At 62.6% G+C, this 23,613-nt stretch carries 25 protein-coding genes; all 25 read left to right on the top strand.

The annotated features are described in order from the left end of the window. Window positions 1-499 precede the first annotated feature (499 nt). The 25 genes from H7993_RS11890 to fliR all read left to right on the top strand — a co-directional run bounded on the left by H7993_RS11890 (window position 500) and on the right by fliR (window position 23,610). Window positions 500-1,921 carry a flagellin gene (locus H7993_RS11890; protein ID WP_185794503.1) on the top strand — a complete coding sequence of 474 codons (1,422 nt, stop codon included), beginning with the start codon at window positions 500-502 and terminating at the stop codon, window positions 1,919-1,921. Window positions 1,922-1,992: 71 nt separating this feature from the next. Beyond that, complete coding sequence (locus H7993_RS11895) at window positions 1,993-2,343, top strand: flagellar protein FlaG (RefSeq protein WP_185794504.1); 351 nt, start codon at window positions 1,993-1,995, stop codon at window positions 2,341-2,343. A gap of 80 nt (window positions 2,344-2,423) precedes the next feature. Continuing rightward, window positions 2,424-3,890, top strand: coding sequence for a flagellar filament capping protein FliD (gene fliD, locus H7993_RS11900; RefSeq protein ID WP_206683022.1), 1,467 nt, complete (start codon window positions 2,424-2,426; stop codon window positions 3,888-3,890). A 204-nt stretch (window positions 3,891-4,094) separates the two neighbouring features. After that, window positions 4,095-4,502, top strand: a complete 408-nt coding sequence (fliS, locus tag H7993_RS11905; RefSeq protein ID WP_122475924.1) for a flagellar export chaperone FliS — start codon at window positions 4,095-4,097, stop codon at window positions 4,500-4,502. 10 nt (window positions 4,503-4,512) lie between these two features. Further along, the gene (locus H7993_RS11910) at window positions 4,513-4,806 is read left to right on the top strand and encodes a flagellar protein FliT (RefSeq protein WP_122475922.1); all 294 of its coding nucleotides are present in this window, start codon (window positions 4,513-4,515) and stop codon (window positions 4,804-4,806) included. 152 nt (window positions 4,807-4,958) lie between these two features. Then, window positions 4,959-6,440, top strand: coding sequence for a sigma-54 dependent transcriptional regulator (locus H7993_RS11915; protein WP_122475920.1), 1,482 nt, complete (start codon window positions 4,959-4,961; stop codon window positions 6,438-6,440). A gap of 225 nt (window positions 6,441-6,665) precedes the next feature. Next, window positions 6,666-7,883, top strand: a complete 1,218-nt coding sequence (locus tag H7993_RS11920; protein ID WP_185794505.1) for a sensor histidine kinase — start codon at window positions 6,666-6,668, stop codon at window positions 7,881-7,883. Then, window positions 7,880-9,289 carry a sigma-54-dependent transcriptional regulator gene (locus H7993_RS11925; protein WP_185794506.1) on the top strand — a complete coding sequence of 470 codons (1,410 nt, stop codon included), beginning with the start codon at window positions 7,880-7,882 and terminating at the stop codon, window positions 9,287-9,289. Before H7993_RS11920 ends, H7993_RS11925 begins: the two co-directional genes overlap by 4 nt. A gap of 151 nt (window positions 9,290-9,440) precedes the next feature. Beyond that, window positions 9,441-9,767 (top strand): flagellar hook-basal body complex protein FliE, encoded by a 327-nt coding sequence (fliE, locus tag H7993_RS11930; protein ID WP_122475915.1) that lies wholly within the window; start codon window positions 9,441-9,443, stop codon window positions 9,765-9,767. A 14-nt stretch (window positions 9,768-9,781) separates the two neighbouring features. Continuing rightward, complete coding sequence (fliF, locus tag H7993_RS11935) at window positions 9,782-11,569, top strand: flagellar basal-body MS-ring/collar protein FliF (RefSeq protein WP_185794507.1); 1,788 nt, start codon at window positions 9,782-9,784, stop codon at window positions 11,567-11,569. After that, window positions 11,562-12,581 (top strand): flagellar motor switch protein FliG, encoded by a 1,020-nt coding sequence (gene fliG, locus H7993_RS11940; RefSeq protein WP_043193255.1) that lies wholly within the window; start codon window positions 11,562-11,564, stop codon window positions 12,579-12,581. The genes fliF and fliG overlap by 8 nt, the downstream gene beginning before the upstream one ends. Before the next feature lie 99 nt (window positions 12,582-12,680). Then, window positions 12,681-13,448: a flagellar assembly protein FliH gene (gene fliH, locus H7993_RS11945; protein ID WP_122475912.1), complete on the top strand. Its 768-nt coding sequence runs from the start codon at window positions 12,681-12,683 to the stop codon at window positions 13,446-13,448. Continuing rightward, window positions 13,438-14,796 (top strand): flagellar protein export ATPase FliI, encoded by a 1,359-nt coding sequence (gene fliI / locus H7993_RS11950; protein WP_122475911.1) that lies wholly within the window; start codon window positions 13,438-13,440, stop codon window positions 14,794-14,796. Before fliH ends, fliI begins: the two co-directional genes overlap by 11 nt. A gap of 6 nt (window positions 14,797-14,802) precedes the next feature. After that, on the top strand, window positions 14,803-15,252 hold the full coding sequence (gene fliJ, locus H7993_RS11955; RefSeq protein WP_122475909.1) for a flagellar export protein FliJ: 450 nt from the start codon (window positions 14,803-14,805) through the stop codon (window positions 15,250-15,252). Window positions 15,253-15,336: 84 nt separating this feature from the next. Continuing rightward, window positions 15,337-15,660, top strand: a complete 324-nt coding sequence (locus H7993_RS11960; RefSeq protein WP_122475908.1) for an STAS domain-containing protein — start codon at window positions 15,337-15,339, stop codon at window positions 15,658-15,660. Further along, the gene (locus H7993_RS11965) at window positions 15,660-17,369 is read left to right on the top strand and encodes an ATP-binding SpoIIE family protein phosphatase (protein ID WP_185794508.1); all 1,710 of its coding nucleotides are present in this window, start codon (window positions 15,660-15,662) and stop codon (window positions 17,367-17,369) included. Before H7993_RS11960 ends, H7993_RS11965 begins: the two co-directional genes overlap by 1 nt. Window positions 17,370-17,435: 66 nt before the next feature. Next, the gene (locus tag H7993_RS11970) at window positions 17,436-17,780 is read left to right on the top strand and encodes an Hpt domain-containing protein (protein WP_185794565.1); all 345 of its coding nucleotides are present in this window, start codon (window positions 17,436-17,438) and stop codon (window positions 17,778-17,780) included. A gap of 90 nt (window positions 17,781-17,870) precedes the next feature. Next, on the top strand, window positions 17,871-19,214 hold the full coding sequence (locus H7993_RS11975) for a flagellar hook-length control protein FliK (RefSeq protein WP_185794509.1): 1,344 nt from the start codon (window positions 17,871-17,873) through the stop codon (window positions 19,212-19,214). Window positions 19,215-19,332: 118 nt separating this feature from the next. After that, the gene (fliL, locus tag H7993_RS11980) at window positions 19,333-19,842 is read left to right on the top strand and encodes a flagellar basal body-associated protein FliL (protein ID WP_185794510.1); all 510 of its coding nucleotides are present in this window, start codon (window positions 19,333-19,335) and stop codon (window positions 19,840-19,842) included. 9 nt (window positions 19,843-19,851) lie between these two features. Beyond that, complete coding sequence (gene fliM, locus H7993_RS11985; RefSeq protein WP_043186057.1) at window positions 19,852-20,820, top strand: flagellar motor switch protein FliM; 969 nt, start codon at window positions 19,852-19,854, stop codon at window positions 20,818-20,820. A 42-nt stretch (window positions 20,821-20,862) separates the two neighbouring features. Then, a complete protein-coding gene (gene fliN / locus H7993_RS11990) occupies window positions 20,863-21,333 on the top strand; it encodes a flagellar motor switch protein FliN (protein WP_122475901.1) in 471 nt (156 codons plus the stop codon). Then, the gene (fliO, locus tag H7993_RS11995; protein ID WP_185794511.1) at window positions 21,333-21,776 is read left to right on the top strand and encodes a flagellar biosynthetic protein FliO; all 444 of its coding nucleotides are present in this window, start codon (window positions 21,333-21,335) and stop codon (window positions 21,774-21,776) included. Before fliN ends, fliO begins: the two co-directional genes overlap by 1 nt. Then, the gene (gene fliP / locus H7993_RS12000; RefSeq protein WP_122475897.1) at window positions 21,776-22,528 is read left to right on the top strand and encodes a flagellar type III secretion system pore protein FliP; all 753 of its coding nucleotides are present in this window, start codon (window positions 21,776-21,778) and stop codon (window positions 22,526-22,528) included. Before fliO ends, fliP begins: the two co-directional genes overlap by 1 nt. A gap of 27 nt (window positions 22,529-22,555) precedes the next feature. Next, window positions 22,556-22,825, top strand: a complete 270-nt coding sequence (fliQ, locus tag H7993_RS12005) for a flagellar biosynthesis protein FliQ (protein ID WP_043186065.1) — start codon at window positions 22,556-22,558, stop codon at window positions 22,823-22,825. Beyond that, window positions 22,825-23,610, top strand: a complete 786-nt coding sequence (fliR, locus tag H7993_RS12010; protein WP_122475893.1) for a flagellar biosynthetic protein FliR — start codon at window positions 22,825-22,827, stop codon at window positions 23,608-23,610. Before fliQ ends, fliR begins: the two co-directional genes overlap by 1 nt. Window positions 23,611-23,613 lie beyond the last annotated feature (3 nt).

Consider the following 23,613-nt stretch of genomic DNA (forward strand, 5'->3'; position numbering starts at 1 on the left):
CCGCTGCTACAAATGCGGCGTTGTCCGTTGATGCGGATTGCGCCGCTGCTGCGGATACCGCGTTGCCCGCCTACGTGGCTTGCGCCGCTGCTACAAATGCGGCGTTGTCCGTTGACGCGGGTTGCGCTGCTGCTGCGGATACAGCGATCCGCTGTAGCAGCGGCGCAAGCCGCGTCCGGGCTCGCCGCGCTCTTGCATGCACACGGCGGCAACCGTGGCGCGATTCGGGCCACTGCTACCGTTGATCCGTTGACGCCAGAAATTCGCGCTATCGCTGTCCATTCCCCTCAAGTTCCCCCTTCCTCGGACGAAACAGTTATCAAGAGAGATCAAGCCAACGCTTGCTTTTTCCGGCTACAGCGGCTTGAAGGCGAAAAAACATTGCAATCGCCCTCAAGCAAAGCGCTGAACCGACGATAACTACTACGAAGGTTCTCTAGGCCACACCCGGCGCTCGCCAGGGCCGGAAGCCACAGCTAACAACCCCGAGGAATTTGTCATGGCCTTATCCGTAAACACCAACACCGCTTCCTTGACCGTTCAGAAAAACCTGAACAAGGCTTCCGATGCGCTGAGCACCTCGATGACCCGTCTTTCCTCGGGCCTGAAAATCAACAGCGCCAAGGACGACGCCGCCGGGCTGCAGATCTCCAACCGTCTGACCAGCCAGATCAACGGCCTGTCGGTCGCAGTGAAGAACGCCAACGACGGCATCTCCATCGCCCAGACCGCTGAAGGCGCGATGCAGGAATCCACCAACATCCTGCAGCGTATGCGTGAACTGGCCCTGCAGTCGGCGAACGGTTCGAACAGCAGCGAAGACCGTTCTTCCCTGCAGTCCGAGTACTCGCAGCTGACGTCGGAACTGACCCGTATTTCTACTACCACTACTTTCGGTGGTCGTAACCTGCTTGACGGCTCTTTCGGTACCACCGCCTTCCAGATCGGCGCCAATGCCAACGAAACCATCAACGTGACCCTGGGTGACATCTCGGCCAACAAGCTGGGCACCAACCAGATCGGCACCACTTCTGGCGTACCGACTGCAACTGCAAAAACCGGTGGTGACCTTCGCTTGGTCGGTAACGGCCAGGACGTAAACGTCACCATCGCCGACGGCGCTTCGGCCAAGGACGTTGCATCCAAGCTCAATGGCGCTATCTCCGGTCTGAGCGCTACCGCCAAGACGACCGCCAGCCTCAGCCTCGCCACCGACACCTTGACCGCTCCTGCGAGCGTCACCATGTCGGTAGGCGGCTCGGACGTTACCTTGACGGGTGTCACGTCTCTGGAAGGCTTGGCTGACCAGCTGTCATCCAACGCTTCCAAACTCGGCGTCACAGTCGACTATGACTCGAAAGCGAAAACCCTTTCGGTTACTTCTGCCTCCGGTGAAAACATCAGTTTCTCTGGGTTTGGCGGTACCGCTGGCGACCTGCTCGTCGCTAGCAGCGAAGGCACGCCTACGGCCATCGTGAATGACATGGTAGTGACCGGCGACGTGTCGCTGGACTCGAGCAAGGCATTCTCCGTACTGGGCGGTACCACGGGCGGTGCTGCAGCTTTGACCAGCTACTTCGGCGGCGCAGCCAAGACTTCCGAGCTGAAAACCATCAGCGACAGCAATATCACCACCGCTGAAGACTCTCAGAAAGCGTTGGCTGCCATCGACAAGGCAATCTCCAACATCGACTCGCAACGTGCGGACCTCGGTGCGATCCAGAACCGCTTCGACAGCACCGTTTCCAACCTGCAGAGCATCTCGGAAAACTCCAGCGCTGCCCGTAGCCGCGTGCAGGACGCCGACTTCGCTTCGGAAACCGCTGAACTGACCAAGCAGCAAACCCTGCAGCAGGCATCCACCGCGATCCTGTCCCAGGCCAACCAGCTGCCATCGTCCGTACTGAAGCTGCTTCAGTAATACGGCCCCTGGCTGACTGACGGAAGGGTGCCCACGCACCCTTCCGTTTTTTGATTTTCGGGGTGATCAACATGGACATGAGCGTTACTGCAAGATTGCCTCTTGCCGCCACGTCAGCGCCAGCGCCAGCGAGCGCCGCCTCCCTGCCTGCCCGGCAGGTCAAGCAGGATGAACCCGCGGTCGAGTCGGGGACTCCCGAGCGGGCCGAATTGGAACAAGCGGTGAAGGACCTCCAGGCGCATGTGAATACCGCACAGCGCAACCTGGAATTCTCCATCGACGACTCGACGCATGCCGTCGTGGTCAAGGTCATCGCTACGGACAGCGGTGAAATCATTCGTCAGTTACCAACCGAGGCCGCGCTCAAGTTGGCGCAGAGCCTGGCAGAGGGTCGCAGCGGTCTGCTCGACGCGACCATCTGAGCTGGCACGAAAAATGTAGCTGGGTGTGCTTGGGGCGGTATCCGTCAAAAACATGCCTGACTCGATTCTAGGAGATACCGATGGCTACTGTTTCCTCCACTACCGGTACCACGAACACCGCCGCGACTACCGCGGCTACCACCCCCGCCAAGAGCACCACCAGTACGACCAGCACCAGCGGGGCGATCAAATCCAGTGGTGTAGGCTCGGGTATCGACACCGATGCCATTGTCACCGCCTTGGTGAATGCCGAAAAAGCGCCCAAGCAAAAGCAGATCGATACGCAGACGCTGACCACCACGACCACCTTGACCGCCGTGGGCACCGTCACCAGCGCGCTCGAAACGTATCGCACCGCCGTTGCCGCGATGAACAAGGCCTCGAACTTCAGTGGCCTGACGGGTGCCTCGTCCAACGACAAGGCTGCTTCGGTGACCGTAACCGATTCCGCTTCCGACGGTACCTACTCGCTGGAAGTGACAAGCCTTGCCAGCGCTTCGAAGATTTCTTCCGGCGTTTATGCCGACAAGAGCGACGCCGTGGTCAACGCCACGTCGACGCCCCAGACCCTGACGATCACCCAGTCCTACAAGGACAGTGAGATCAGCATTCCGGCGGGTGCGACGTTGGCGCAGACGCGCGATCTGATCAACACCCAGATGGTGGGTCGCGGTATCAGTGCCAACATCCTCACCGACGCCAGTGGCTCGCGCCTGGTCCTGAGTTCGTCGACCACCGGCAAAGGCACCGAGATCACCATGACCGCGAGTGCCGACAGCGGCCTCGGCAAATTGACCGCTTCCACCACCGTGACCGAACCGGTCAATGCCGTCTACAAGATCGACGGCATCGAGATGGAGTCTTCGACCAACACAGTAGCTGCGGCCATCAGTGGCGTGTCGCTCAAGTTGTTGGAGGCCGGCAGCAAGTCGACCATCTCCGTCAGCACCAACACCGATACCCTGAAGAAAGCCACCACCGGGTTCGTGGACGCCTACAACGCATTGATGACCCAGCTCAATACCTTGACCAAGGTCACCATCGGTGCCGACGGCACAACGAGTGGGGGAGGGCTGACCGGCGATTCCACCGTGCGTCATATGATCCAGGCGATGCGCACCGAACTGGTCACCTCCTCGAGCTCAAGCAAGCTGACCCTGTCGCAGTTCGGGATCAACACCGACCGTAAGACCGGTCTGCTGGCGATGGATGACGCCAAGTGGAGCAAGGCCATGGCCGATACCGCCAACGTGGCGGCCATCCAGGACATGTTCACGGGCAAGGATGGCTTGCTTTCGCGCATGACCACGGCGACCGATGCCTATGCGGTGAAAGGCGGCATTCTCGCTTCGCGTTCGGACTCGCTCTCCGGCACGCTGACCAAACTGACCGAGCAGCAGTTGTCCCTGGATCGTCGGATCAAGAACCTGACGGACACCTTGAATGCCAAGTACACCGCCATGGACACCCTCGTCGCGCAGCTCAACGCTACGAGCAAGAGCATCATGACCACGCTCAATGCGCTGAACAACTCCGACAACGACTGATGCATCGTGCAACCCAAAGGCCCGGCTCATTTCGGGCCTTTGCATATCAGTTTTTTACTCGATCGCACCTAGATCGAAGGCATTGCCCACCCGATGGCATGCATGTACGCATATTCCCTTCACTCGGCTAAAGTTTTGCCTCGGCGCGACGACATAGTAACCAAGCGATACAACATCAAATCATGTGTTACGAGGTCCGCCGCAATGAACGCCATGAGAGCGCTGAGCCAATACCAGAAGGTCGATTCCCATGCCCAGACATCCGAAGCCACGCCGCATCGGCTGGTGCAGATGCTGATGCAGGGCAGTCTCGATCGCATGGCCCAGGCCAAGGGTGCGCTGAGCCGTGGTCAGGTATCGCAGAAGGGCGAGATGCTCGGCAAGGCCGTGGCCATCATTGGTGGCCTGCGCCAGGGGCTGGATCCAAGCAAGGCCGGCGAGTCGCAATCCATCAAGGACCTCGACGACCTTTACGCCTACATGTCCGGCCGCCTGACCGAAGCCAACATCAAGAATGATCCGCAGTTGATCGACGAAGTCGCCCGGCTGATGATCACCGTCAAGAGCGGTTGGGACGCCATCGCCAGCCACGAATCGGCACAGCCGGCCTGAGGAGTTTGCCATGAGTGCACTACAGCGGATTCAGCAGACTCGCCACGCCTTGGTAGACGCCATGCAGGCAGGCGATTGGGACGCGATCGGCGTTCTGGACATCGAATGCCGGGCTTGTGTCGACAGCGTATTGCAGGAAGTCCCGGAAGACCCAGTGCAGTTGCGCAGTCACCTCGAGGATCTGCTCGAGGTCTACCGTCAATTACTCAACGTCACTCGATTAGCGCGTCAGTCAGTTGTCGACGAAATGTCACAGTTCACCCAAGCGAAGAACGCTGCAAAGGTTTACCATCTGTTCCGCTGACAGCCCATTGCGCCATAAATTTGACTAAGTCGATTTTTTTGCCTTTACTAGTGGCTGTTACGATTCGTCTGGCGTCTGTTAGCTGAAACCATGGCCAAAAACGTCGAAAGCGCCCTTTCGGGCTTCGAGTTGACTAGGGAAGTTGCTATTGCATGTGGCGTGAAACCAAAATTCTGCTGATCGATGACGATAGCGTTCGCCGCCGGGATCTGGCGGTCATCCTGAACTTTCTTGGCGAAGAGAACCTGGCCTGTGGCAGCGCTGACTGGCAGATGTCGGTCGACGCGCTGTCGTCCAGCCGCGAGGTGCTCTGCGTCCTGGTGGGGGAGGTGTCTTCGGGCAACCTTGCCGGCCTGCTGAAGACGCTCGCCAACTGGGACGAGTTCCTGCCGGTGTTGCTGCTGGGCGAGCCAGGTGCCGTCGAGCTGCCCGACGACCTGCGTCGTCGCGTGCTGTCGCACCTGGAGATGCCGCCCAGCTACAGCAAGCTGCTCGATTCGCTGCACCGTGCCCAGGTCTATCGCGAGATGTACGACCAGGCCCGCGAGCGCGGCCGTCAGCGCGAACCCAACCTGTTCCGCAGCCTGGTGGGCACCAGCCGCGCCATCCAGCATGTGCGCCAGATGATGCAGCAAGTGGCCGATACCGATGCCAGCGTGCTCATCCTCGGCGAGTCGGGTACCGGCAAGGAAGTGGTCGCGCGCAACCTGCACTACCATTCCAAGCGTCGCGATGCGCCGTTCGTGCCGGTGAACTGTGGCGCGATTCCGGCCGAGTTGCTCGAAAGCGAGCTGTTCGGTCACGAGAAGGGCGCTTTCACCGGCGCGATCACCAGCCGCGCCGGCCGCTTCGAGTTGGCCAACGGCGGTACCCTGTTCCTCGACGAAATCGGCGACATGCCGTTGCCGATGCAGGTCAAACTGCTGCGAGTGTTACAGGAACGGACATTCGAGCGCGTGGGCAGCAACAAGACCCAGAGCATCGATGTGCGCATCATTGCGGCCACGCACAAGAATCTGGAAAGCATGATCGAGGTCGGCACGTTCCGTGAAGACCTGTATTACCGCCTCAACGTGTTCCCCATCGAGATGGCCCCGCTGCGCGAGCGCGTGGAAGACATCCCGCTGTTGATGAACGAGCTGATCTCGCGCATGGAGCATGAAAAGCGTGGGTCGATCCGCTTCAACTCGGCAGCCATCATGTCGCTCTGCCGCCATGGCTGGCCGGGCAACGTGCGTGAATTAGCCAACCTGGTCGAGCGGATGGCGATCATGCATCCGTATGGTGTGATTGGCGTGGTCGAGTTGCCGAAGAAATTTCGCTACGTCGACGACGAAGACGAGCAATTGGTCGACAGCCTGCGCAGCGATCTGGAAGAGCGTGTGGCAATCAACGGCCATACGCCCGACTTCGCTTCCAGCGCCATGCTGCCGCCCGAGGGGCTCGACCTCAAGGACTACCTGGGCGGATTGGAACAGGGTTTGATCCAGCAGGCGCTGGACGATGCCAATGGTATCGTCGCCCGCGCTGCGGAACGTCTGCGCATCCGCCGTACCACCCTGGTGGAGAAGATGCGCAAGTACGGCATGAGCCGACGCGAAGGCGAGGGCGAAGAGCAACAGGCAGACGATTGACGCCTGCGGCTCGACCGGCCGCTGCCCTGCAGGCAGTGGCCATGCTTCATACAACATCTGCCGTTTCCGGCAAAGCGCGCCAAGCGCTTGAACTCCCAGACTTTCCCTGTGCCATTCGACTGTTCCTTGCGGCGCTCGCAGCCCGCAGGGTTTCATTCGGCACGGCTATTGCTTTTATCCCTTTCACGATACCGTTTTTGACGGTGAGCCAAGTGAGAGAGACCCATGCCACAGGCCGCTATCCAGCCCTCCGCGCCCATGCCCCGCAGCGACGCTTCCGTGTCCGTAGCGCCATCCGACAGCCGCCAGGGGCTGGACCAGGCGTTCGTCCTGTTCGACCAGATGTCCGACCGCTTGAGCGACTCCTACAGCCTGCTCGAGGCGCGCGTGGCATCGCTCAAGGGTGAGCTGGAAGTGGTCAGCGCCCAGCGCCTGGCCGAACTGGCGGAAAAGGAACGGCTTGCCAATCGCCTGCAGAACCTGCTCGATCTGTTGCCCGGCGGCGTCATCGTCATCGATGGGCATGGTCGTGTGCGCGAAGCCAACCCGGCAGCCGCGAATATGCTGGGTGCGCCTCTGGAAGGCGAACTGTGGCGCGAGGTGATCGTCCGCAGTTTCGCGCCACGCCGCGACGACGGTCATGAAATCTCTTTGATCGATGGGCGGCGTCTGTCGATTTCCACCCGCTCGCTGGACGCCGAGCCTGGTCAATTGGTGTTGCTTACCGATCTGACCGAGACCCGCCGTCTGCAGAGCGAAGTGGCGCGCAGTGAGCGCCTGTCGTCACTGGGCCGGATGATGGCCTCGCTGGCCCACCAGATACGCACGCCGCTGTCGGCAGCGCTGTTGTACGCCAGTCACCTGACCGAAAAACCACTGCCGGTGCAGACCCAGCAGCGCTTCGCTGGACGCCTCAAGGAGCGTCTGCACGAACTGGAAAACCAGGTTCGCGACATGCTGGTGTTCGCCCGCGGCGAGCTGCCGCTGCCCGATCGCCTCACGCCCCGCCAGTTGCTGCAGGCCCTGCAGGCCGCCGCCCAGCCCCATGTGCACAATGTTGCCGTGCGTTGGCAGTGCGACAGCCATGCCGGCGAGTTGCTGTGCAACAAGGATACCTTGGTGGGCGCGGTACTCAACCTGATCGACAACGCCATCCAGGCCAGCGCCGGCGAGGCACGGCTGAAGGTCCATCTGTATGCGCGCGACGACACCCTGCGCCTTTGCGTCAGTGACGATGGGCCTGGCATGGCTCCGGCAACGCTGGCGCGGCTCGGTGAGCCGTTCTTCACCACCAAGCCCACCGGTACCGGGCTCGGCCTGTCGGTGGTCAAGGCCGTGGCAAGGGCGCATCAAGGCGAGTTGATACTGCGCTCCACGCTTGGCCGCGGCTGCTGCGCCACTTTGACCCTGCCATTGGTGGCCCTGCAGGAGCGCGCTCCATGAGCATCAAGGTGCTGTTGGTCGAGGACGACCGGGCCCTGCGCGAGGCGCTGGGCGATACGCTGGAGCTGGGTGGCTTCGAATTCGAGGCGGTGACCTGTGCCGAGGAAGCATTGTTGGCAGTGGCGCGCGAGCCCTTCGGGATCGTGGTCAGCGACGTCAACATGCCCGGTATCGATGGGCACCAGTTGCTTGCCAGGCTGCGCGCCCGGCAGCCGCAACTGCCGGTGTTGCTGATGACGGCCCATGGCGCCGTCGAGCGTGCGGTGGATGCCATGCGCCAGGGCGCGGCGGACTACCTGGTCAAGCCCTTCGAGCCGCGCGCGCTGCTCGACTTGGTGACCCGGCATGGCCGCGGCCTGGTCCCGGCCGGTACCGATCACGGCCCGGTCGCACTGGAGCCCGCCAGCCTCGCCTTGCTCGAGCTGGCGGCACGGGTTGCACGCAGTGATTCCACGGTGCTGATATCCGGTGAATCAGGCACCGGCAAGGAAGTGCTGGCACGCTACATTCACCAGCAGTCGCGGCGCGCAGAACAGGCGTTCGTCGCCATCAATTGCGCGGCGATTCCCGACAATATGCTCGAAGCCACGCTGTTTGGCCACGAGAAGGGCGCGTTCACCGGCGCTGTCGCGGCGCAGGCGGGCAAGTTCGAGCAGGCCGATGGCGGCACCTTGTTGCTCGATGAAATTTCCGAGATGCCGCTGGGCCTGCAGGCCAAGCTGTTGCGTGTGTTGCAGGAGCGTGAGGTCGAGCGCGTCGGCGCGCGCAAACCCATTGCCCTGGACATACGCGTCATCGCCACCACCAACCGCAACCTGGCGGCCGACGTGGCGGCGGGGCGCTTTCGCGAAGACCTGTTCTACCGTCTTTCGGTCTTCCCGCTGGCGTGGACACCTCTGCGCGAGCGCCGCGCCGATATCCTGCCGCTGGCGCGACGCTTGTTGGACCGCCATGTCGACAAGATGAAGCACGCGCCTGTGCGTTTCTCGCCACCGGCCGAACAGTGCCTGCTCGATCATCCGTGGCCGGGCAACGTTCGCGAGTTGGACAACGCCATTCAGCGCGCCTTGATCCTGCAGCACGGCGGCTTGATCCAGGCAGCCGACTTCTGCCTGGCCGGGCCTGCAGGCGCGGCACCGCTGCCGCCGTTGAGCCTGGCGGTGCAAGCCCGAGCCCCAGCACTGCCGTTGGAAACCCAGGCCCCGGTCGGGCTGCCGGCCGGCGCGTTGGAGGACGATCTGCGCCGACGGGAATTCGAAATGATCATCGACACCCTGCGCAGCGAGCGCGGCCGCCGCAAGGAAGCCGCCGAGCGCCTGGGCATCAGTCCACGGACGCTGCGCTACAAGCTGGCGCAGATGCGCGATGCCGGAATGGACGTGGAGGCCAGTCTGTTCGCCTCGTGACGGACGCCCGCTGACTGGCAGCGACTGCGGCGATTCGTCGCCATCGATCTGTTTCGCAAGCCTGCGACTGCAACTGGCACCCTCCTTGCTACTACCTCTGTAGTGAATGCAGCAGTGTCAAAAAAACGCAGGTCGTCGCAGAGGGTCACCCATGAGCCAAGGTATTGAATTCAACCGCTTGATGCTGGACATGCGCGCCATGCAGGCGGACGCCATGGCCAGGCCTGCGGCGGTTGCGGCGCCGGAAGTTGGCGCCAGCAGCTTTGCCGACATGCTCGGCGGCGCCATCAACAAGGTCGCGGACGTGCAGGGTGCTTCCAGCCAACTGGCCACTGCTTTCGAGATCGGCAAGAGCGGCGTCGACCTTACCGATGTGATGGTCGCTTCGCAGAAAGCCAGTGTCTCGTTCCAAGCCTTGACCCAAGTGCGCAACAAGCTGGTCCAGGCATACCAAGACATCATGCAGATGCCGGTCTGAGGACGAATTGAGTCATGGCTGAAGCGACCACCGATAACCTCCCTGCCAAGAGCGGCAACAAATCGCCGCTCATGGGCTTGTCTGTCCTGCAGAATCTGTCGCAGATGACCATGCTGCGTCAGGTCGGCCTGTTGGTCGGCCTGGCTGCGAGCGTCGCGATCGGCTTTGCCGTGGTGCTCTGGTCGCAGCAACCCGACTACCGGCCGCTGTACGGTAGCCTGGCGGGCATGGACACCAAGCAGGTGATCGACACCCTGACCACGGCCAACATTCCCTATACCGTGGAACCCAACTCCGGCGCCTTGCTGGTCAAGGCCGACGACCAGTCGCGTGCGCGCATCGCCCTGGCCTCGGCCGGCGTTGCACCCAGCGACGGCAACGTCGGCTACGAGTCGCTCGACAAGGAACAAGGCCTGGGCACCAGCCAGTTCATGGAAACGGCGCGCTACCGCCGCAGCCTGGAAGGGGAGCTGGCCCGCACCATCGGCAGCCTGAACAATATCCGGGCTGCGCGCGTGCACCTGGCCATCCCGAAGAGTTCGGTGTTCGTCCGTGACGAACGCAAGCCAACCGCCTCGGTGCTGGTGGAAATGTACCCCAACCGGACCCTGGACGCCGGCCAGGTCGCGGCCATCGTCAATCTGGTGGCGACCAGCGTGCCGGAACTGAACAAGTCCAACGTGTCGGTCGTCGACCAGAAGGGCACCCTGCTGTCGGCGCAGCTGGAAGACAACGCGTTGACCATGGCCGGCAAGCAGTACGACTACAGTCGCCGCATGGAAAGCATGCTGACCCAGCGTGTCCACAACATACTGCAACCGGTGGTGGGCAGTGATCGGTTCAAGGCCGAGGTGTCGGCGGACCTGGATTTCAGCGCGGTCGAGTCGACCTCCGAGCAGTTCAACCCGGACCAGCCGGCACTGCGCAGCGAGCAGTCCACCAGCGAGCAACGTTCCAGCGGTTCGGGCCCATCGGGTGTGCCCGGCGCTTTGAGCAACCAGCCACCGGGCCCGGCCACTGCACCGCAGAATGCCGCCCAGGGTCAGGCAGCTGCCGGCGCGATCCAACCAGGCCAGCCGCTGCTCGACGCCAATGGCCAGCAGATCATGGATCCGGCCACCGGCCAGCCGATGCTGGCGCCGTATCCGGCCGACAAGCGTCAGCAGTCGACCAAGAATTTCGAGCTCGACCGCTCCATCAGCCACACCAAGCAGCAGCAGGGTCGCCTGATCCGGTTGTCGGTCGCCGTGGTGGTCGATGACCAGGCCAAGGTCAACCCGGCCGACGGCACCGTGACCCTGGCGCCCTGGAATGCCCAGGAGCTGGCCCGTTTCACCCGTCTGGTACAGGATGCCGTGGGCTTCGATGCGAGCCGTGGCGACAGCGTGACCGTGATCAACGTACCGTTCGCGCCCAACTCGGCGGAAGTCATCACCGAGCCTGCGTTCTACAAGGAACCCTGGTTCTGGGACATCATGAAACAGGCGCTGGGCGTGCTGTTCATCCTGGTCCTGGTGTTCGGCGTGTTGCGCCCGGTGCTGACCAACATCACCGGTGGTGGCAAATCCAGGCCGGGCGATGGCGAACTTGGTGCCGTCGGCGGGGTGGGCGGTGTGGCCGCCCTGGGCATGGACAGCGAGCTGGCCAACGATAGGGTCAGCCTGGGTGGGCCGCAGAGCATTCTGCTGCCCAGCCCGACCGAGGGCTATGACGCCCAACTGAATGCAATCAAGAGTCTTGTGGCCGAAGACCCGGGCCGAGTGGCCCAGGTCGTGAAAGAGTGGATCAATGCCGATGAGTAGTTCACAAGCCGTCACCCCCAAGCTGACCAAGGTCGACAAGGCCGCCATTCTTCTGCTGTCGCTGGGTGAAACCGACGCGGCGCAGGTTCTTCGCCACATGGGTCCCAAGGAGGTCCAGCGCGTGGGCGTGGCCATGGCGCAGATGCGCAATGTGCACCGAGAGCAGGTCGAGCAGGTGATGAGCGAGTTCGTCACCGTGGTCGGCGACCAGACCGGCCTGGGCGTGGGTTCCGACAACTACATCCGCAAGATGCTCACCTCGGCCCTTGGCGAAGACAAGGCCAACGGCCTGATCGACCGAATTCTGCTGGGCGGCAACACCAGCGGCCTGGACAGCCTGAAATGGATGGAACCCCGCGCCGTGGCCGATGTGATTCGCTACGAACACCCGCAGATCCAGTCGATCGTCGTGGCCTACCTCGACCCCGACCAGGCCGGCGAAGTGCTGGCGCATTTCGAGCACAAGGCGCGCCTGGACATCATCCTGCGCGTGTCTTCGCTGAACACCGTACAGCCTGCGGCGCTCAAAGAGCTCAATACCATTCTGGAGAAACAGTTCTCCGGCAACTCCAACGCAACGCGGACCACGCTGGGTGGGGTCAAGCGCGCCGCCGACATCATGAACTTCCTCGACAGCTCGTCCGAGGGCCAGTTGATGGACTCCATACGCGAGGTCGATGAAGAGCTGTCCGGGCAGATCGAAGACCTGATGTTCGTTTTCAACAATCTCAAGGATGTCGACGATCGCGGCATTCAGGCGCTGTTGCGCGAAGTATCTTCCGACGTACTGGTGGTCGCGCTCAAGGGCGCCGACGAAGGCGTGCGCGAAAAGATCTTCAAGAACATGTCCAAGCGCGCGGCCGAACTGCTGCGCGACGACCTCGAGGCCAAGGGGCCAGTGCGGGTCAGCGATGTCGAGTCGGCGCAGAAGGAAGTGCTCACCATTGCCCGGCGCATGGCCGAGGCCGGTGAAATCGTGTTGGGTGGCAAGGGTGGGGAAGAGATGATCTAATCGTCCCTCTCCCGGACCTCTGTCGTGGAGGCTGGCCACCCTGGGGTGGTCGGCTCCGAGCGACCCCACTTCGCACCCAGGCGCCAGGAATCGCAAGCCATGTCCCGCCCCCCGCAAGAACCCGTCAGTGAACTGATCCGCGCCGTCGACGCGCGCAGCGCCGACCTGTGGGCGTTGCCCAGTTTCGATCCCGAACGGCCCGCCGTCGAGGTGGTGCTGGCGCCGGTGTCGGTCGAGGAGATCGAAGAGGTTCCCCTCGACGAGGTCCAGCCCATCACCCTGGAAGAACTCGAAGCCATTCGCCAGGAAGCCTACAACGAGGGTTTCGCCACCGGCGAAAAAGAAGGCTTTCACAGTACCCAGCTCAAAGTGCGTCAGGAAGCCGAGGCCGCACTGGCCAGCAAGCTCGTCCAGTTCGACCGGCTGTTGGGGCACCTGCTGACGCCCATCGCCGATCAGGACACCCAGATCGAAAAATCCCTGGTCGAGCTGGTAGGGCACATCGCCCGACAGGTCATTCGCCGCGAATTGGTCACCGATTCCAGCCAGATCGAGAAAGTACTGCGTGAGGCGCTCAAGTTGTTGCCCATGGGCGCCAACAACATCCGCATCTTCATCAACCCCCAGGATTTCGAGCAGATCAAGTCATTGCGGGAGAAGCACGAGGAAAACTGGCGCATCCAGGAAGACGACGCGCTGCAGCCCGGTGGCTGCCGTATCGAAACCGAGCACAGTCGCATCGATGCCAGCATGGAGACGCGCATCACCCAGGCCATTGCCCAGCTGTTCGACCAACTGCACGAGCAGAACATGCACCCGGCCCCGGCCGACATCACCATCGAGCTGGGTGAGCCCGATGAAGCTTGATCGCACCAGCTTCGGCAAGCGCCTGGGCACCTACGAGGCGGCCATCGACCTGCCGCGCCAGCCAATCGTCGAAGGCCGCCTGCTGCGCATGGTCGGGCTCACCCTGGAGGCCGAAGGGTTGCGTGCCGCCATGGGCAGTCGCTGTGTGGTCATCAACGACGACAGCGACCAGCCGGTGCAGGTTGAAGCGGAAGTCATGGGCTTTTCCGGCAGCAAGATCTACCTGATGCCGGTGGGCAGCGTGAGCGGCATCGCGCCTGGCGCGCGGGTGGTCCCGGTTGCCGATACCGGGCGCCTGCCCATGGGCATGAGCATGCTCGGACGCATTCTCGACGGCGCCGGCCGTGCGCTGGACGGCAAGGGCGGCATGAAGGCCGAGGACTGGATCCCCATGGACGGGCCCACCATCAACCCGCTCAAGCGTGATCCCATCAGCCAGCCACTGGATGTCGGCATTCGCAGCATCAATGGCTTGTTGACCGTGGGCCGTGGCCAGCGCCTGGGTCTGTTCGCCGGTACCGGCGTGGGCAAGAGTGTGCTGCTGGGCATGATGACGCGCTTCACCGAGGCCGACATCATCGTCGTCGGGCTGATCGGCGAGCGCGGCCGCGAGGTCAAGGAGTTCATCGAACACACCTTGGGCGAGGAGGGCCTGCGCCGTTCGGTGGTGGTGGCATCGCCGGCCGACGAAGCCCCGCTGATGCGTCTGCGCGCGGCCATGTACTGCACCCGCATTGCCGAATATTTCCGCGACAAGGGCAAGAACGTCCTCCTGCTGATGGACTCTCTGACCCGTTTTGCCCAGGCCCAGCGGGAAATCGCCCTGGCTATCGGCGAGCCACCTGCCACCAAGGGCTATCCGCCCTCTGTTTTCGCCAAGCTGCCCAAGCTGGTCGAGCGGGCCGGCAATGCCGAGGCCGGGGGCGGCTCGATCACCGCGTTCTATACGGTGTTGTCCGAAGGCGACGACCAGCAGGACCCGATCGCCGACTCGGCACGGGGTGTACTCGATGGCCACATCGTGCTGTCGCGGCGCCTGGCCGAAGAAGGACATTACCCGGCCATCGATATCGAAGCGTCGATCAGCCGGGTGATGCCCAGCGTGGTCAGCCCCCAGCATCTGGCCCAGGCCCAGCAGTTCAAGCAGCTGTGGTCGCGCTACCAGCAGAGCCGCGACTTGATCAGCGTCGGTGCCTACGTGGCCGGCGGCGATCGCGAGACCGACCTGGCCATTGCCCTTCAGCCGCAACTGGTGCGCTACCTGCGCCAGGGTCTGAACGACAATGAAAGCCTGCAGGCCAGCGCCGAGCGCCTGGCGGCAGTGTTCACGCCCGTGGCACCGGGGTAAGCGACGATGGCGATGAGTCGTGCGGCGCGCCTGGCGCCCGTGGTGGAAATGGCCGAAAGCACCGAGCGCAAGGCTGCCCAGCGGCTGGGGCATTTCCAGGGCCAGGTGAGCCTGGCCGAAGCCAAGCTGGCCGAGCTCGAACGCTTCCGCAACGACTACCAGCAACAGTGGATCAGCAACGGCAGTCGTGGCGTGTCCGGGCAATGGTTGTTGAACTATCAGCGCTTTCTCAACCAGTTGGAAACGGCCGTCGGCCAGCAGAAACAGAGCCTTGCGTGGCATCAGAACAACTTGAACAATGCGCGCGCCACCTGGCAACAGGCCTATGCTCGAGTGGAAGGGCTGCGCAAGCTGGTGCAGCGCTATATCCTCGAGGCCAGGCAGTTGGAGGACAAGCGGGAACAGCGGCTGCTCGACGAGTTGTCGCAACGCCTGCCCAGGCACGAGAACTTTTAGCCGGAATTTGTCAGTACCCCGTTGAACGCTCTGCAGAGCGGTGCTACATCTGGCCTGCAAGGCACACCCAAGGAGCATTAATACATGGCTGTAACCCAGAGTTCTGTCACCCAGACCTTCGACCCTGAAAGCAATACGTCATCGGTGGCCATTTCGGGCCGGTTCGATTTCAGCCTGCACCAGCAGTTTCGCGAAGCCTACGAAGACGAGCGTGCCGGCAAGCCCAGCCGTTATGTCATCGACCTGAAGAACACTACCTACATGGATAGCTCGGCCCTGGGCATGCTGCTGTTGTTGCGCGACCACGCCGGGGGCGACAACGCCGACATCGCACTGATGAACATTTCTCCCGACGTGCGCAAGATCCTGGCGATCTCCAATTTCGACAAGTTGTTCAAGATCTCCTGATGCAGCCAGCCAACGAGGAAGCACTGACGGTCCTGATCGCCGACGACAACATGACCGACCGCATGCTGCTGTCCAGCATCGTGCGACGTCAGGGGCATGCGGTGATCACGGCCAGCAACGGCCAGGAGGCGGTCGAAGTGTTCCGCCAGCAGCGTCCGCAGTTGGTGCTGCTCGATGCCATGATGCCGGTCATGGACGGCTTCGAGGCTGCGCGTGCCATCAAGCAGCTGGCCGGTGAGGCCCTGGTGCCGGTGATCTTCCTGACCTCGCTGACCGAAGAACAGGCGCTGGTGCGTTGTCTGGACGCCGGTGGCGACGATTTTCTGGCCAAGCCCTACAACCAGGTGATCCTGGCCGCCAAGATCAAGGCAATGGATCGCCTGCGCCGCTTGCAGGCCACGGTGCTCGAGCAGCGAGACCTGATCACCCGCCACCATGACTACCTGCTCAACGAGCAGCGCGTGGCCAAGGCGGTGTTCGACCAGATCGCCCATTCCGGATGCCTCGACGCCCCCAACGTGCGTTACCTGCAGTCGCCCTATGCGCTGTTCAATGGCGACCTGCTGCTGGCTGCCTACACGCCTTCGGGCGACATGCATGTGCTGCTCGGTGATTTCACCGGGCACGGGCTGCCGGCGGCGGTGGGCGCGATGCCCTTGGCCGAGGTGTTCTATGGCATGACGGCGAAGGGCTACGGGCTCAACGAGATTCTTCGCGAGATGAACGCCAAGCTCAAGCGGATCCTGCCGGTGGACATGTTCTGCTGCGCCACCATGTTGCGCCTGAGCTTCCAGCGTTGCACGGTTGAAGTCTGGAACGGCGGCATGCCCGACGGCTACCTGCACCGCCAGGATGGCTCGGCGCGTGTCGCGCTGGTGTCGCGTCATCTGCCGCTGGGCGTATTGCCGGCCACCCGTTTCGAGGACCAGACCGAGGTCTGGCCGCTGGCGCCGGGCGATCGAGTTCTGCTGCTGTCCGACGGCGTCATCGAAACCAGCAATGCGCAAGAGCAGTCTTTCGGTGTGGAGAGGCTCGAACGCGTCTTCGACACGCACAAGGACCCTGAGTCGCTGTTCGAAGGCATCCTGCAGGCTTTGCATGATTTCCGCGGTGAATCGCGCGACGATGTGAGCATGGTGCAGCTGGCATTGATCGACGCCGAGCGCCAGCCCCCGGCCAGCCTGATCTATTCCGACAGCGGCCAGTCGAGCCCGCTCGACTGGTCGGCCATGTTCGAGTTTCGTGCCGACACCTTGCGCCGCTTCAATCCCTTGCCGTACATCCTGCAATTGCTGCAGGAAATTCACGGCCTGCGTCCGCAGAGTGGAGAGCTGTACAGCGTGTTTGCCGAGTTATACTCCAACGCGCTGGAGCATGGCGTACTCGGCCTCGATTCCGCGCTCAAGTGCGATGCCACCGGATTCGCCCAGTACTACGCGTTGCGTAACGATCGCCTGGCGGCTTTGGAAGAGGGCTATATACGCATACACTTGCAGATACGCCCGCACGGGGTTGGCGGAGTCCTGAGAATCGTGGTCGAAGACAGCGGCAAGGGATTCGATCCGAAACAGGTCCTGGCGAAGCCGCCGAGCGTGCACGGACTGTCTGGGCGTGGTGTCAATCTGGTCCGCCAACTGAGCCACAGCGCGGGCTGGTCGGAAGACGGGCGCAGCGCGCACGTCGAATTTACCTGGGAGTCTCAAGCGTAATCGGCTTGATCAAGGAGCGAACAAGTGCCCATCGAACAATTGGCTGAAGAACAACTGGCTGAAGCACTGCAAAAGCCCCATGTAGACCCCACGGCCCTCGAGGCCCTGCAAGAGGTCATGGAGGATGAATACCCTCTGTTGCTCGACACCTTCCTGAGCGACTCGCAACTGCGCTTGAACGAACTGCACCGGTCCCACGATCTGGTCGAACTGGGCCATGCCGCCCACAGCTTCAAGGGCAGCAGCAGCAACATGGGCGCCCTGCGCCTGGCGCAGTTGTGCAGCGAGCTCGAGCAGTACTGCCGACAAGGCGCGCTGGAGGGTGTGGATGCTTATGTACAGCGGATCGACCGCGAATTCGTCCTGGTCCTTCAACTGTACTCGCAGGAGCGCGCGCGCTTTGCAGGTTGAGCGTCGTTGACGTTGCTGGTTCCTCGCTGGCCCGATACTTGCTTTCTCCATGGCAATCAGCGTTAACGCCACCGTATCGGGGAGATCTTCATGGCTGTCGCTTCAAACCCTTTGTTGCTGCAACTGGGCGCCGCTGCTCGCGCCACCTCGGTCACCGGCGCGGCCAGGCCCAGTGCAGCGGACAACGATTCGGCGCCACGTTTCGCCGATCTCTATGCCCGTCAAAACCACGAAGTCGCGGTCAAGCCGCGGACCGAGCCTGCGCCGAGTGCCCCACGGGAAACCGTCACGCCGCCGGCCTCGAAGGCGGCCGGCGCCAACCCGGCGGTTGCCGATAGCGGCAAGAAGTTGCCAGTTGCCAAGGCCGACAAGCCTGAGAAGCTCGACAAGACCGACAAAACCGACAAGCCCGCCGCCAAGGACGACGACAAGGTCAGCGATACCGCCGACAAGGACGATCCCAGCGTTAGCGCTGCTGCGGCACCGGTCGATCCTGCCGCGGTACCCATCCCGGCCGATCCCGCTGCCAATCCGGCACTGGCCCAGGTGCCGCCACCGGCAGTGGCCGCTCTCAGCCCGGCGGACAGCGATAGCGTCGGCGCTGGCGAGGATTTCGATCCAGCTCAAGACGTGCTTGCCGATTTGCCGGCGCTGCGCCTGGCCCTGGAGCAGACGGCCAAAAATAATGGCACTACCTCTGCACATGCCAGCCAAACGTCATCGGGCGATCCCTCGAAGGCAGGCGAGCAGGGTATAGAAGGCAATTTCGTCAATGGTCTGGCGGCCATGGTGAGCAAGGAGTCGGCAGGCGAAGCGGGTGAGGGCGGCGATGACGGTTTTGCTGGTTTGATCGGCGGGGGCTTGAAGGATGCCGACGCAACGGCCAGCGACAGCCGCCTCGATAACTTCGCCGACCGCCTGCAGGCCTTGACCCAGTCGACCACGGCCAAGACCGGCACTGCGGCACCGCTGGCCAGCCCGCTGGGCCAGCCGTTGGCCATGCAGCAGTCAGGATGGACCGAAGGCCTGGTCAACCGGGTCATGTACCTGTCCAGCCAGAACTTGAAATCAGCCGACATCCAACTGACACCGGCGGAACTGGGGCGCCTGGACATTCGCGTCGACATCACCCCGGACCAGCAGACCCAAGTGACCTTCACCAGCGCCCATATCGGCGTGCGTGAGGCATTGGAGAGCCAGCAGCATCGGCTCAAGGACATGTTCAACCAGCAGGGCATGGGGCAGCTGGACGTCAACGTTTCCGACCAGTCCCGTCAGTCCCAAGGCGAGCAGCAGGCGCAACAGAGCCGCCGCACGGGTGGCGCACGCTCTGGTGCGGACGCGCTCGATTCCGCCGAGCCCGCCGTCGCGGCTGCGCAGCCCCTGACCTCCGGCACGGTGCTGGGGACCAGCGCTGTGGATTACTACGCCTGACAGTGCCTGAAGGGGTCGGTTGCCAGGCTCGAAATCGAGCCCACAGGATTGTTGGCATAACCCTTGCTCCATCGTCGCCATGGGTACGCTTACCCCTCAATGGTGACGGATTATTGGCATGGCAAAGACCGAAGAAGCAAAGGAACCCGCAGCCAAGGAAGGCAAGGGCAAACTCAAGCTGATCATCCTGCTGGTCGTGGGCTTGCTGCTGGCCGTCGGCCTGTCGGTCGGGGCGACCTGGTTCCTCATGCACAAACCCGCCGAGGCGCCCGCGGACAAGGCCACGGCAGATGCTACCCACACCAAACCTGCGGCGATCTACGAGCCCCTGACACCCGCCTTCGTGGTCAACTTCAAGCAGAACGGTCGTGATCGCTACATGCAGGTCAGCATCGTCTTGCAGGCGCGGGACAAGGCCGACATGGATGCTCTGAAGGTGCACACGCCGGTCATCCGCAATAATCTGGTCATGCTGTTTTCCGGGCAGCCGTTCGAAACCTTGACCACGCCGATCGGCCAGGAAATGCTTCGCCAGAAAGCTACCGCGAGCGTTCAGGAAGTGGCGCAGAAAGAAGTGGGCAAGCCCGTGATCGACCAGGTGCTCTTCACTAACTTCGTATTGCAGTAGGAACAACTCATGGCCGTACAGGACCTGCTGTCCCAGGACGAGATCGATGCGCTGCTGCATGGCGTCGACGATGGCCTGGTGCAAACCGAAGGCAATGGCGAGCCCGGGGGGATCAGGAGCTACGACCTGACCACTCAGGATCGCATCGTGCGTGGGCGCATGCCGACGCTGGAAATGATCAACGAGCGCTTCGCTCGCTACACCCGCATCAGCATGTTCAATCTGTTGCGTCGTTCTGCCGATGTGGCGGTAGGCGGCGTGCAGGTGATGAAGTTCGGCGAGTACGTGCATTCGCTGTACGTACCGACCAGCCTCAACCTGGTGAAGATCAAGCCGCTGCGCGGCACTGGCCTGTTCATTCTGGATGCCAAGCTGGTGTTCAAGCTGGTCGACAATTTCTTCGGCGGTGACGGCCGCCACGCCAAGATCGAGGGCCGCGAGTTCACCCCTACCGAGCTGCGCGTGGTACGCATGGTGCTGGACCAGGCTTTTCTCGACATGAAGGAAGCCTGGCAGGCCATCATGGAAGTCAACTTCGAGTACATCAACTCGGAGGTCAACCCGGCCATGGCCAACATCGTCGGTCCCAGCGAGGCGGTCGTGGTCTCCACCTTCCACATCGAACTCGATGGCGGCGGTGGGGACCTGCACGTGACCATGCCGTACTCGATGATCGAGCCCGTGCGCGAGATGCTCGATGCCGGTTTCCAGTCCGACCTGGACGACCAGGACGAGCGCTGGAGCAAGGCCCTGCGCGAAGATGTCCTGGATGTCAGCGTTCCCCTGAGCGCCACCGTGGCGCGGCGTCAGCTCAAGCTGCGCGATATTCTCCACATGCAGCCCGGCGACGTGATCCCGGTGGAACTGCCGGAAGAGTTGATCCTGCGTGCCAATGGCGTGCCTTCTTTCAAAGCCAAGCTTGGCTCGCACAAAGGCAACCTGGCTTTACAAGTTATCGAACCGATCGAGCGTCGCTGATCGGTTTGACCTGATGATTTAGATGCCCGTCGAGGACCACTGATGGCTGATCAAGATGAGACAATTTCTGCCGAAGACCAGGCGCTCGCCGATGAATGGGCGGCGGCTCTGGATGAGTCCGGGGATGCCGGGCAGGACGATATCGACGCGCTGTTGGCCGCCGATACGCGCGGCAGTTCGAGTTCCTCCCGCCTGCCGATGGAGGAGTTCGGCAGTTCGCCCAAATCGGGTAACGGCCCGGTCACGCTCGAGGGCCCGAACCTCGATGTGATCCTGGATATCCCGGTGACCATTTCCATGGAGGTTGGGGCGACCGATATCAGCATCCGCAATTTGCTGCAGCTCAACCAGGGCTCGGTGATCGAGCTCGACCGTCTGGCCGGCGAGGCGTTGGACGTGCTGGTCAACGGCACCTTGATCGCCCATGGCGAAGTGGTGGTGGTCAACGAGAAGTTCGGCATTCGCCTGACCGACGTGATCAGCCCCAGCGAACGCATCAAGAAGCTGCGGTGATGGGCCGGTTCCTGTGGGCCTTGCTGCTCTTGCCCGTGGTCGCCCTGGCAGCGCTGGAAGTGGCCCCTGCTGCGGCGCCGGTGGTGGCGTCGGGAGGCACTGGCCTGGCCGGTCAGTTGACCCAGACCGTGCTGGGGCTGCTGGCGGTGGTGGCCTTGATCTTCGCCCTGGCGTGGCTGATGCGGCGCGTGCACCAGGCGGCGCCGCGCCAGGGCCAGGTCATCGACGTGATTGGCGCCAAGGCGCTGGGGCCACGTGATCGGCTGGTGCTGGTGCAAGTGGGCGAGGAGCAGATCCTGCTGGGTGTCAGCCCGGGGCGCATCAGCGCGCTGCACGTGATGAGCACGCCGGTGCAGCCACCCGACCGAACCACCCAGGCCACACCCGAATTCGCCCAGCGCCTGATGGAACTGCTGGGCAAGGACCAGAAGGATAAGAAGTGATGGGTGTGTTGCGCACTGTCCTGCCGCTGGGCCTGCTGTTGGTGGCGCCCCTGGCCATGGCCGCCGATCCGCTGCAGATTCCGGCATTGACCATGACCAGCGGTGCCAACGGCCAGCAGGAGTATTCGGTCAATCTGCAGATCCTGTTGATCATGACGGCGCTGAGTTTCATTCCGGCGTTCGTCATGTTGATGACCAGCTTCACACGTATCATCATCGTCTTTTCCATCCTGCGCCAGGCACTGGGCCTGCAACAGACGCCGTCCAACCAGCTGTTGACCGGCATGGCGCTGTTCCTGACCATGTTCATCATGGCGCCGGTGTTCGACAAGGTGAACCAGCAGGCCCTGCAACCCTATCTGAGTGAACAACTCAGCGCCCAGGATGCCGTGGCACGTGCCGAGGGCCCGATCAAGGACTTCATGCTGGCTCAGACCCGGCAGAGCGACCTGGAGCTGTTCATGCGGCTGTCCAAGCGCACCGACATCGCCAGCGCCGACCAGGCGCCGCTGACCATCCTGGTGCCGGCGTTCGTCACCTCCGAGCTGAAAACGGCGTTCCAGATCGGCTTCATGATCTTCATTCCGTTCCTGATCATCGACCTGGTGGTCGCCAGTGTGCTGATGGCCATGGGTATGATGATGCTGTCGCCGCTGATCATCTCGCTGCCGTTCAAGATCATGCTGTTCGTGCTGGTCGATGGCTGGGCGCTGATCATCGGGACCCTGGCCGGGAGTTTCGGTGGTGTATGACTTTGCCTTTCACAGGAGCGTGAATCCATGACCCCGGAAGTCGCCGTCGACCTGTTTCGCGAAGCGCTGTGGCTGACCACCGTGATGGTCGCGATCCTGGTTTTGCCGAGCCTGATCGTCGGCCTGATCATCGCCATGTTCCAGGCCGCCACGCAGATCAACGAACAGACCCTGAGCTTCCTTCCGCGCCTGCTGGTCATGCTGGTGACGCTGATCGTCATCGGGCCATGGATGGTGCGCACCTTCATGGAGTACATCACTACCCTGTACTCCAATATTCCGCAGGTGATCGGCTGATGCAGCCGCTGCTGCAATTGACCGATGCGCAGATCGGCGGCTGGGTGGCCAGCTTCATCCTGCCGCTGTTCCGCGTGGCCTCGATGCTGATGACCATGCCGATCTTCGGCACCCAGGTACTGCCGCAGCGCGTGCGCCTGTACGTGGCCGTGGCCATTACCGTGGTCATCGTGCCGGGATTGCCGCCAGCGCCCACGGTGGATGCGATCAGCGGCCAGGCGCTGCTGCTGGTGGCCGAACAGATCATCATCGGCGCGCTGTTCGGTTTCTCGCTGCAGTTCCTGTTCCAGGCCTTTACCGTTGCCGGGCAGATTCTCGCGATCCAGATGGGCATGGCCTTCGCGTCCATGGTCGACCCCACCAACGGCGTGTCCGTGGCCGTGATCGGCCAGTTCTTCAGCATGCTGGTGACCCTGGTGTTCCTGTCCATGAACGGCCATCTGGTGGTGTTCGAGGTGCTCACCGAGAGCTTCACCACGCTGCCCATCGGCGGCGGCCTGCTGACCGCGCACTACTGGGACGTGGTGCTGCGCATGGGCTGGGTGCTGGGCGCCGGGGTGTTGCTGGTGCTGCCTGCCATCACAGCCTTGCTGGTGGTCAACATTGCCTTCGGCGTGATGACCCGCGCGGCGCCTCAACTGAACATCTTTTCCATCGGTTTCCCGCTGACCCTGGTGCTGGGGATGTTCATCCTGTGGGTCAGCCTGGGCGACATTCTCAACCAGTATCAGCCGCTGGCGGCCAACGCCCTGCAGTGGCTGCGCGAATTGGCGCGAGCGGAGTAGGCA

Origin of the sequence: Pseudomonas baltica (genome assembly GCF_014235765.1) — a bacterium.
Taxonomy (GTDB): Bacteria; Pseudomonadota; Gammaproteobacteria; order Pseudomonadales; family Pseudomonadaceae; genus Aquipseudomonas; species Aquipseudomonas baltica.

Bases quoted from the DNA above. Each gene is read 5' to 3' on its own strand.
- fliH (WP_122475912.1), top strand. From the start codon at position 12,681: ATGTCCCGCCCCCCGCAAGAACCCGTCAGTGAACTGATCCGCGCCGTC.
- fliI (WP_122475911.1), top strand. From the start codon at position 13,438: ATGAAGCTTGATCGCACCAGCTTCGGCAAGCGCCTGGGCACCTACGAG.
- fliN (WP_122475901.1), top strand. From the start codon at position 20,863: ATGGCTGATCAAGATGAGACAATTTCTGCCGAAGACCAGGCGCTCGCC.
- H7993_RS11960 (WP_122475908.1), top strand. From the start codon at position 15,337: ATGGCTGTAACCCAGAGTTCTGTCACCCAGACCTTCGACCCTGAAAGC.
- fliE (WP_122475915.1), top strand. From the start codon at position 9,441: ATGAGCCAAGGTATTGAATTCAACCGCTTGATGCTGGACATGCGCGCC.
- fliS (WP_122475924.1), top strand. From the start codon at position 4,095: ATGAACGCCATGAGAGCGCTGAGCCAATACCAGAAGGTCGATTCCCAT.
- H7993_RS11915 (WP_122475920.1), top strand. From the start codon at position 4,959: ATGTGGCGTGAAACCAAAATTCTGCTGATCGATGACGATAGCGTTCGC.
- H7993_RS11920 (WP_185794505.1), top strand. From the start codon at position 6,666: ATGCCACAGGCCGCTATCCAGCCCTCCGCGCCCATGCCCCGCAGCGAC.
- fliM (WP_043186057.1), top strand. From the start codon at position 19,852: ATGGCCGTACAGGACCTGCTGTCCCAGGACGAGATCGATGCGCTGCTG.
- fliQ (WP_043186065.1), top strand. From the start codon at position 22,556: ATGACCCCGGAAGTCGCCGTCGACCTGTTTCGCGAAGCGCTGTGGCTG.
- H7993_RS11890 (WP_185794503.1), top strand. From the start codon at position 500: ATGGCCTTATCCGTAAACACCAACACCGCTTCCTTGACCGTTCAGAAA.
- fliR (WP_122475893.1), top strand. From the start codon at position 22,825: ATGCAGCCGCTGCTGCAATTGACCGATGCGCAGATCGGCGGCTGGGTG.
- H7993_RS11925 (WP_185794506.1), top strand. From the start codon at position 7,880: ATGAGCATCAAGGTGCTGTTGGTCGAGGACGACCGGGCCCTGCGCGAG.
- fliO (WP_185794511.1), top strand. From the start codon at position 21,333: ATGGGCCGGTTCCTGTGGGCCTTGCTGCTCTTGCCCGTGGTCGCCCTG.
- H7993_RS11895 (WP_185794504.1), top strand. From the start codon at position 1,993: ATGGACATGAGCGTTACTGCAAGATTGCCTCTTGCCGCCACGTCAGCG.
- H7993_RS11965 (WP_185794508.1), top strand. From the start codon at position 15,660: ATGCAGCCAGCCAACGAGGAAGCACTGACGGTCCTGATCGCCGACGAC.
- fliG (WP_043193255.1), top strand. From the start codon at position 11,562: ATGAGTAGTTCACAAGCCGTCACCCCCAAGCTGACCAAGGTCGACAAG.
- fliL (WP_185794510.1), top strand. From the start codon at position 19,333: ATGGCAAAGACCGAAGAAGCAAAGGAACCCGCAGCCAAGGAAGGCAAG.
- fliJ (WP_122475909.1), top strand. From the start codon at position 14,803: ATGGCGATGAGTCGTGCGGCGCGCCTGGCGCCCGTGGTGGAAATGGCC.
- fliP (WP_122475897.1), top strand. From the start codon at position 21,776: ATGGGTGTGTTGCGCACTGTCCTGCCGCTGGGCCTGCTGTTGGTGGCG.
- fliF (WP_185794507.1), top strand. From the start codon at position 9,782: ATGGCTGAAGCGACCACCGATAACCTCCCTGCCAAGAGCGGCAACAAA.
- H7993_RS11910 (WP_122475922.1), top strand. From the start codon at position 4,513: ATGAGTGCACTACAGCGGATTCAGCAGACTCGCCACGCCTTGGTAGAC.
- H7993_RS11975 (WP_185794509.1), top strand. From the start codon at position 17,871: ATGGCTGTCGCTTCAAACCCTTTGTTGCTGCAACTGGGCGCCGCTGCT.
- fliD (WP_206683022.1), top strand. From the start codon at position 2,424: ATGGCTACTGTTTCCTCCACTACCGGTACCACGAACACCGCCGCGACT.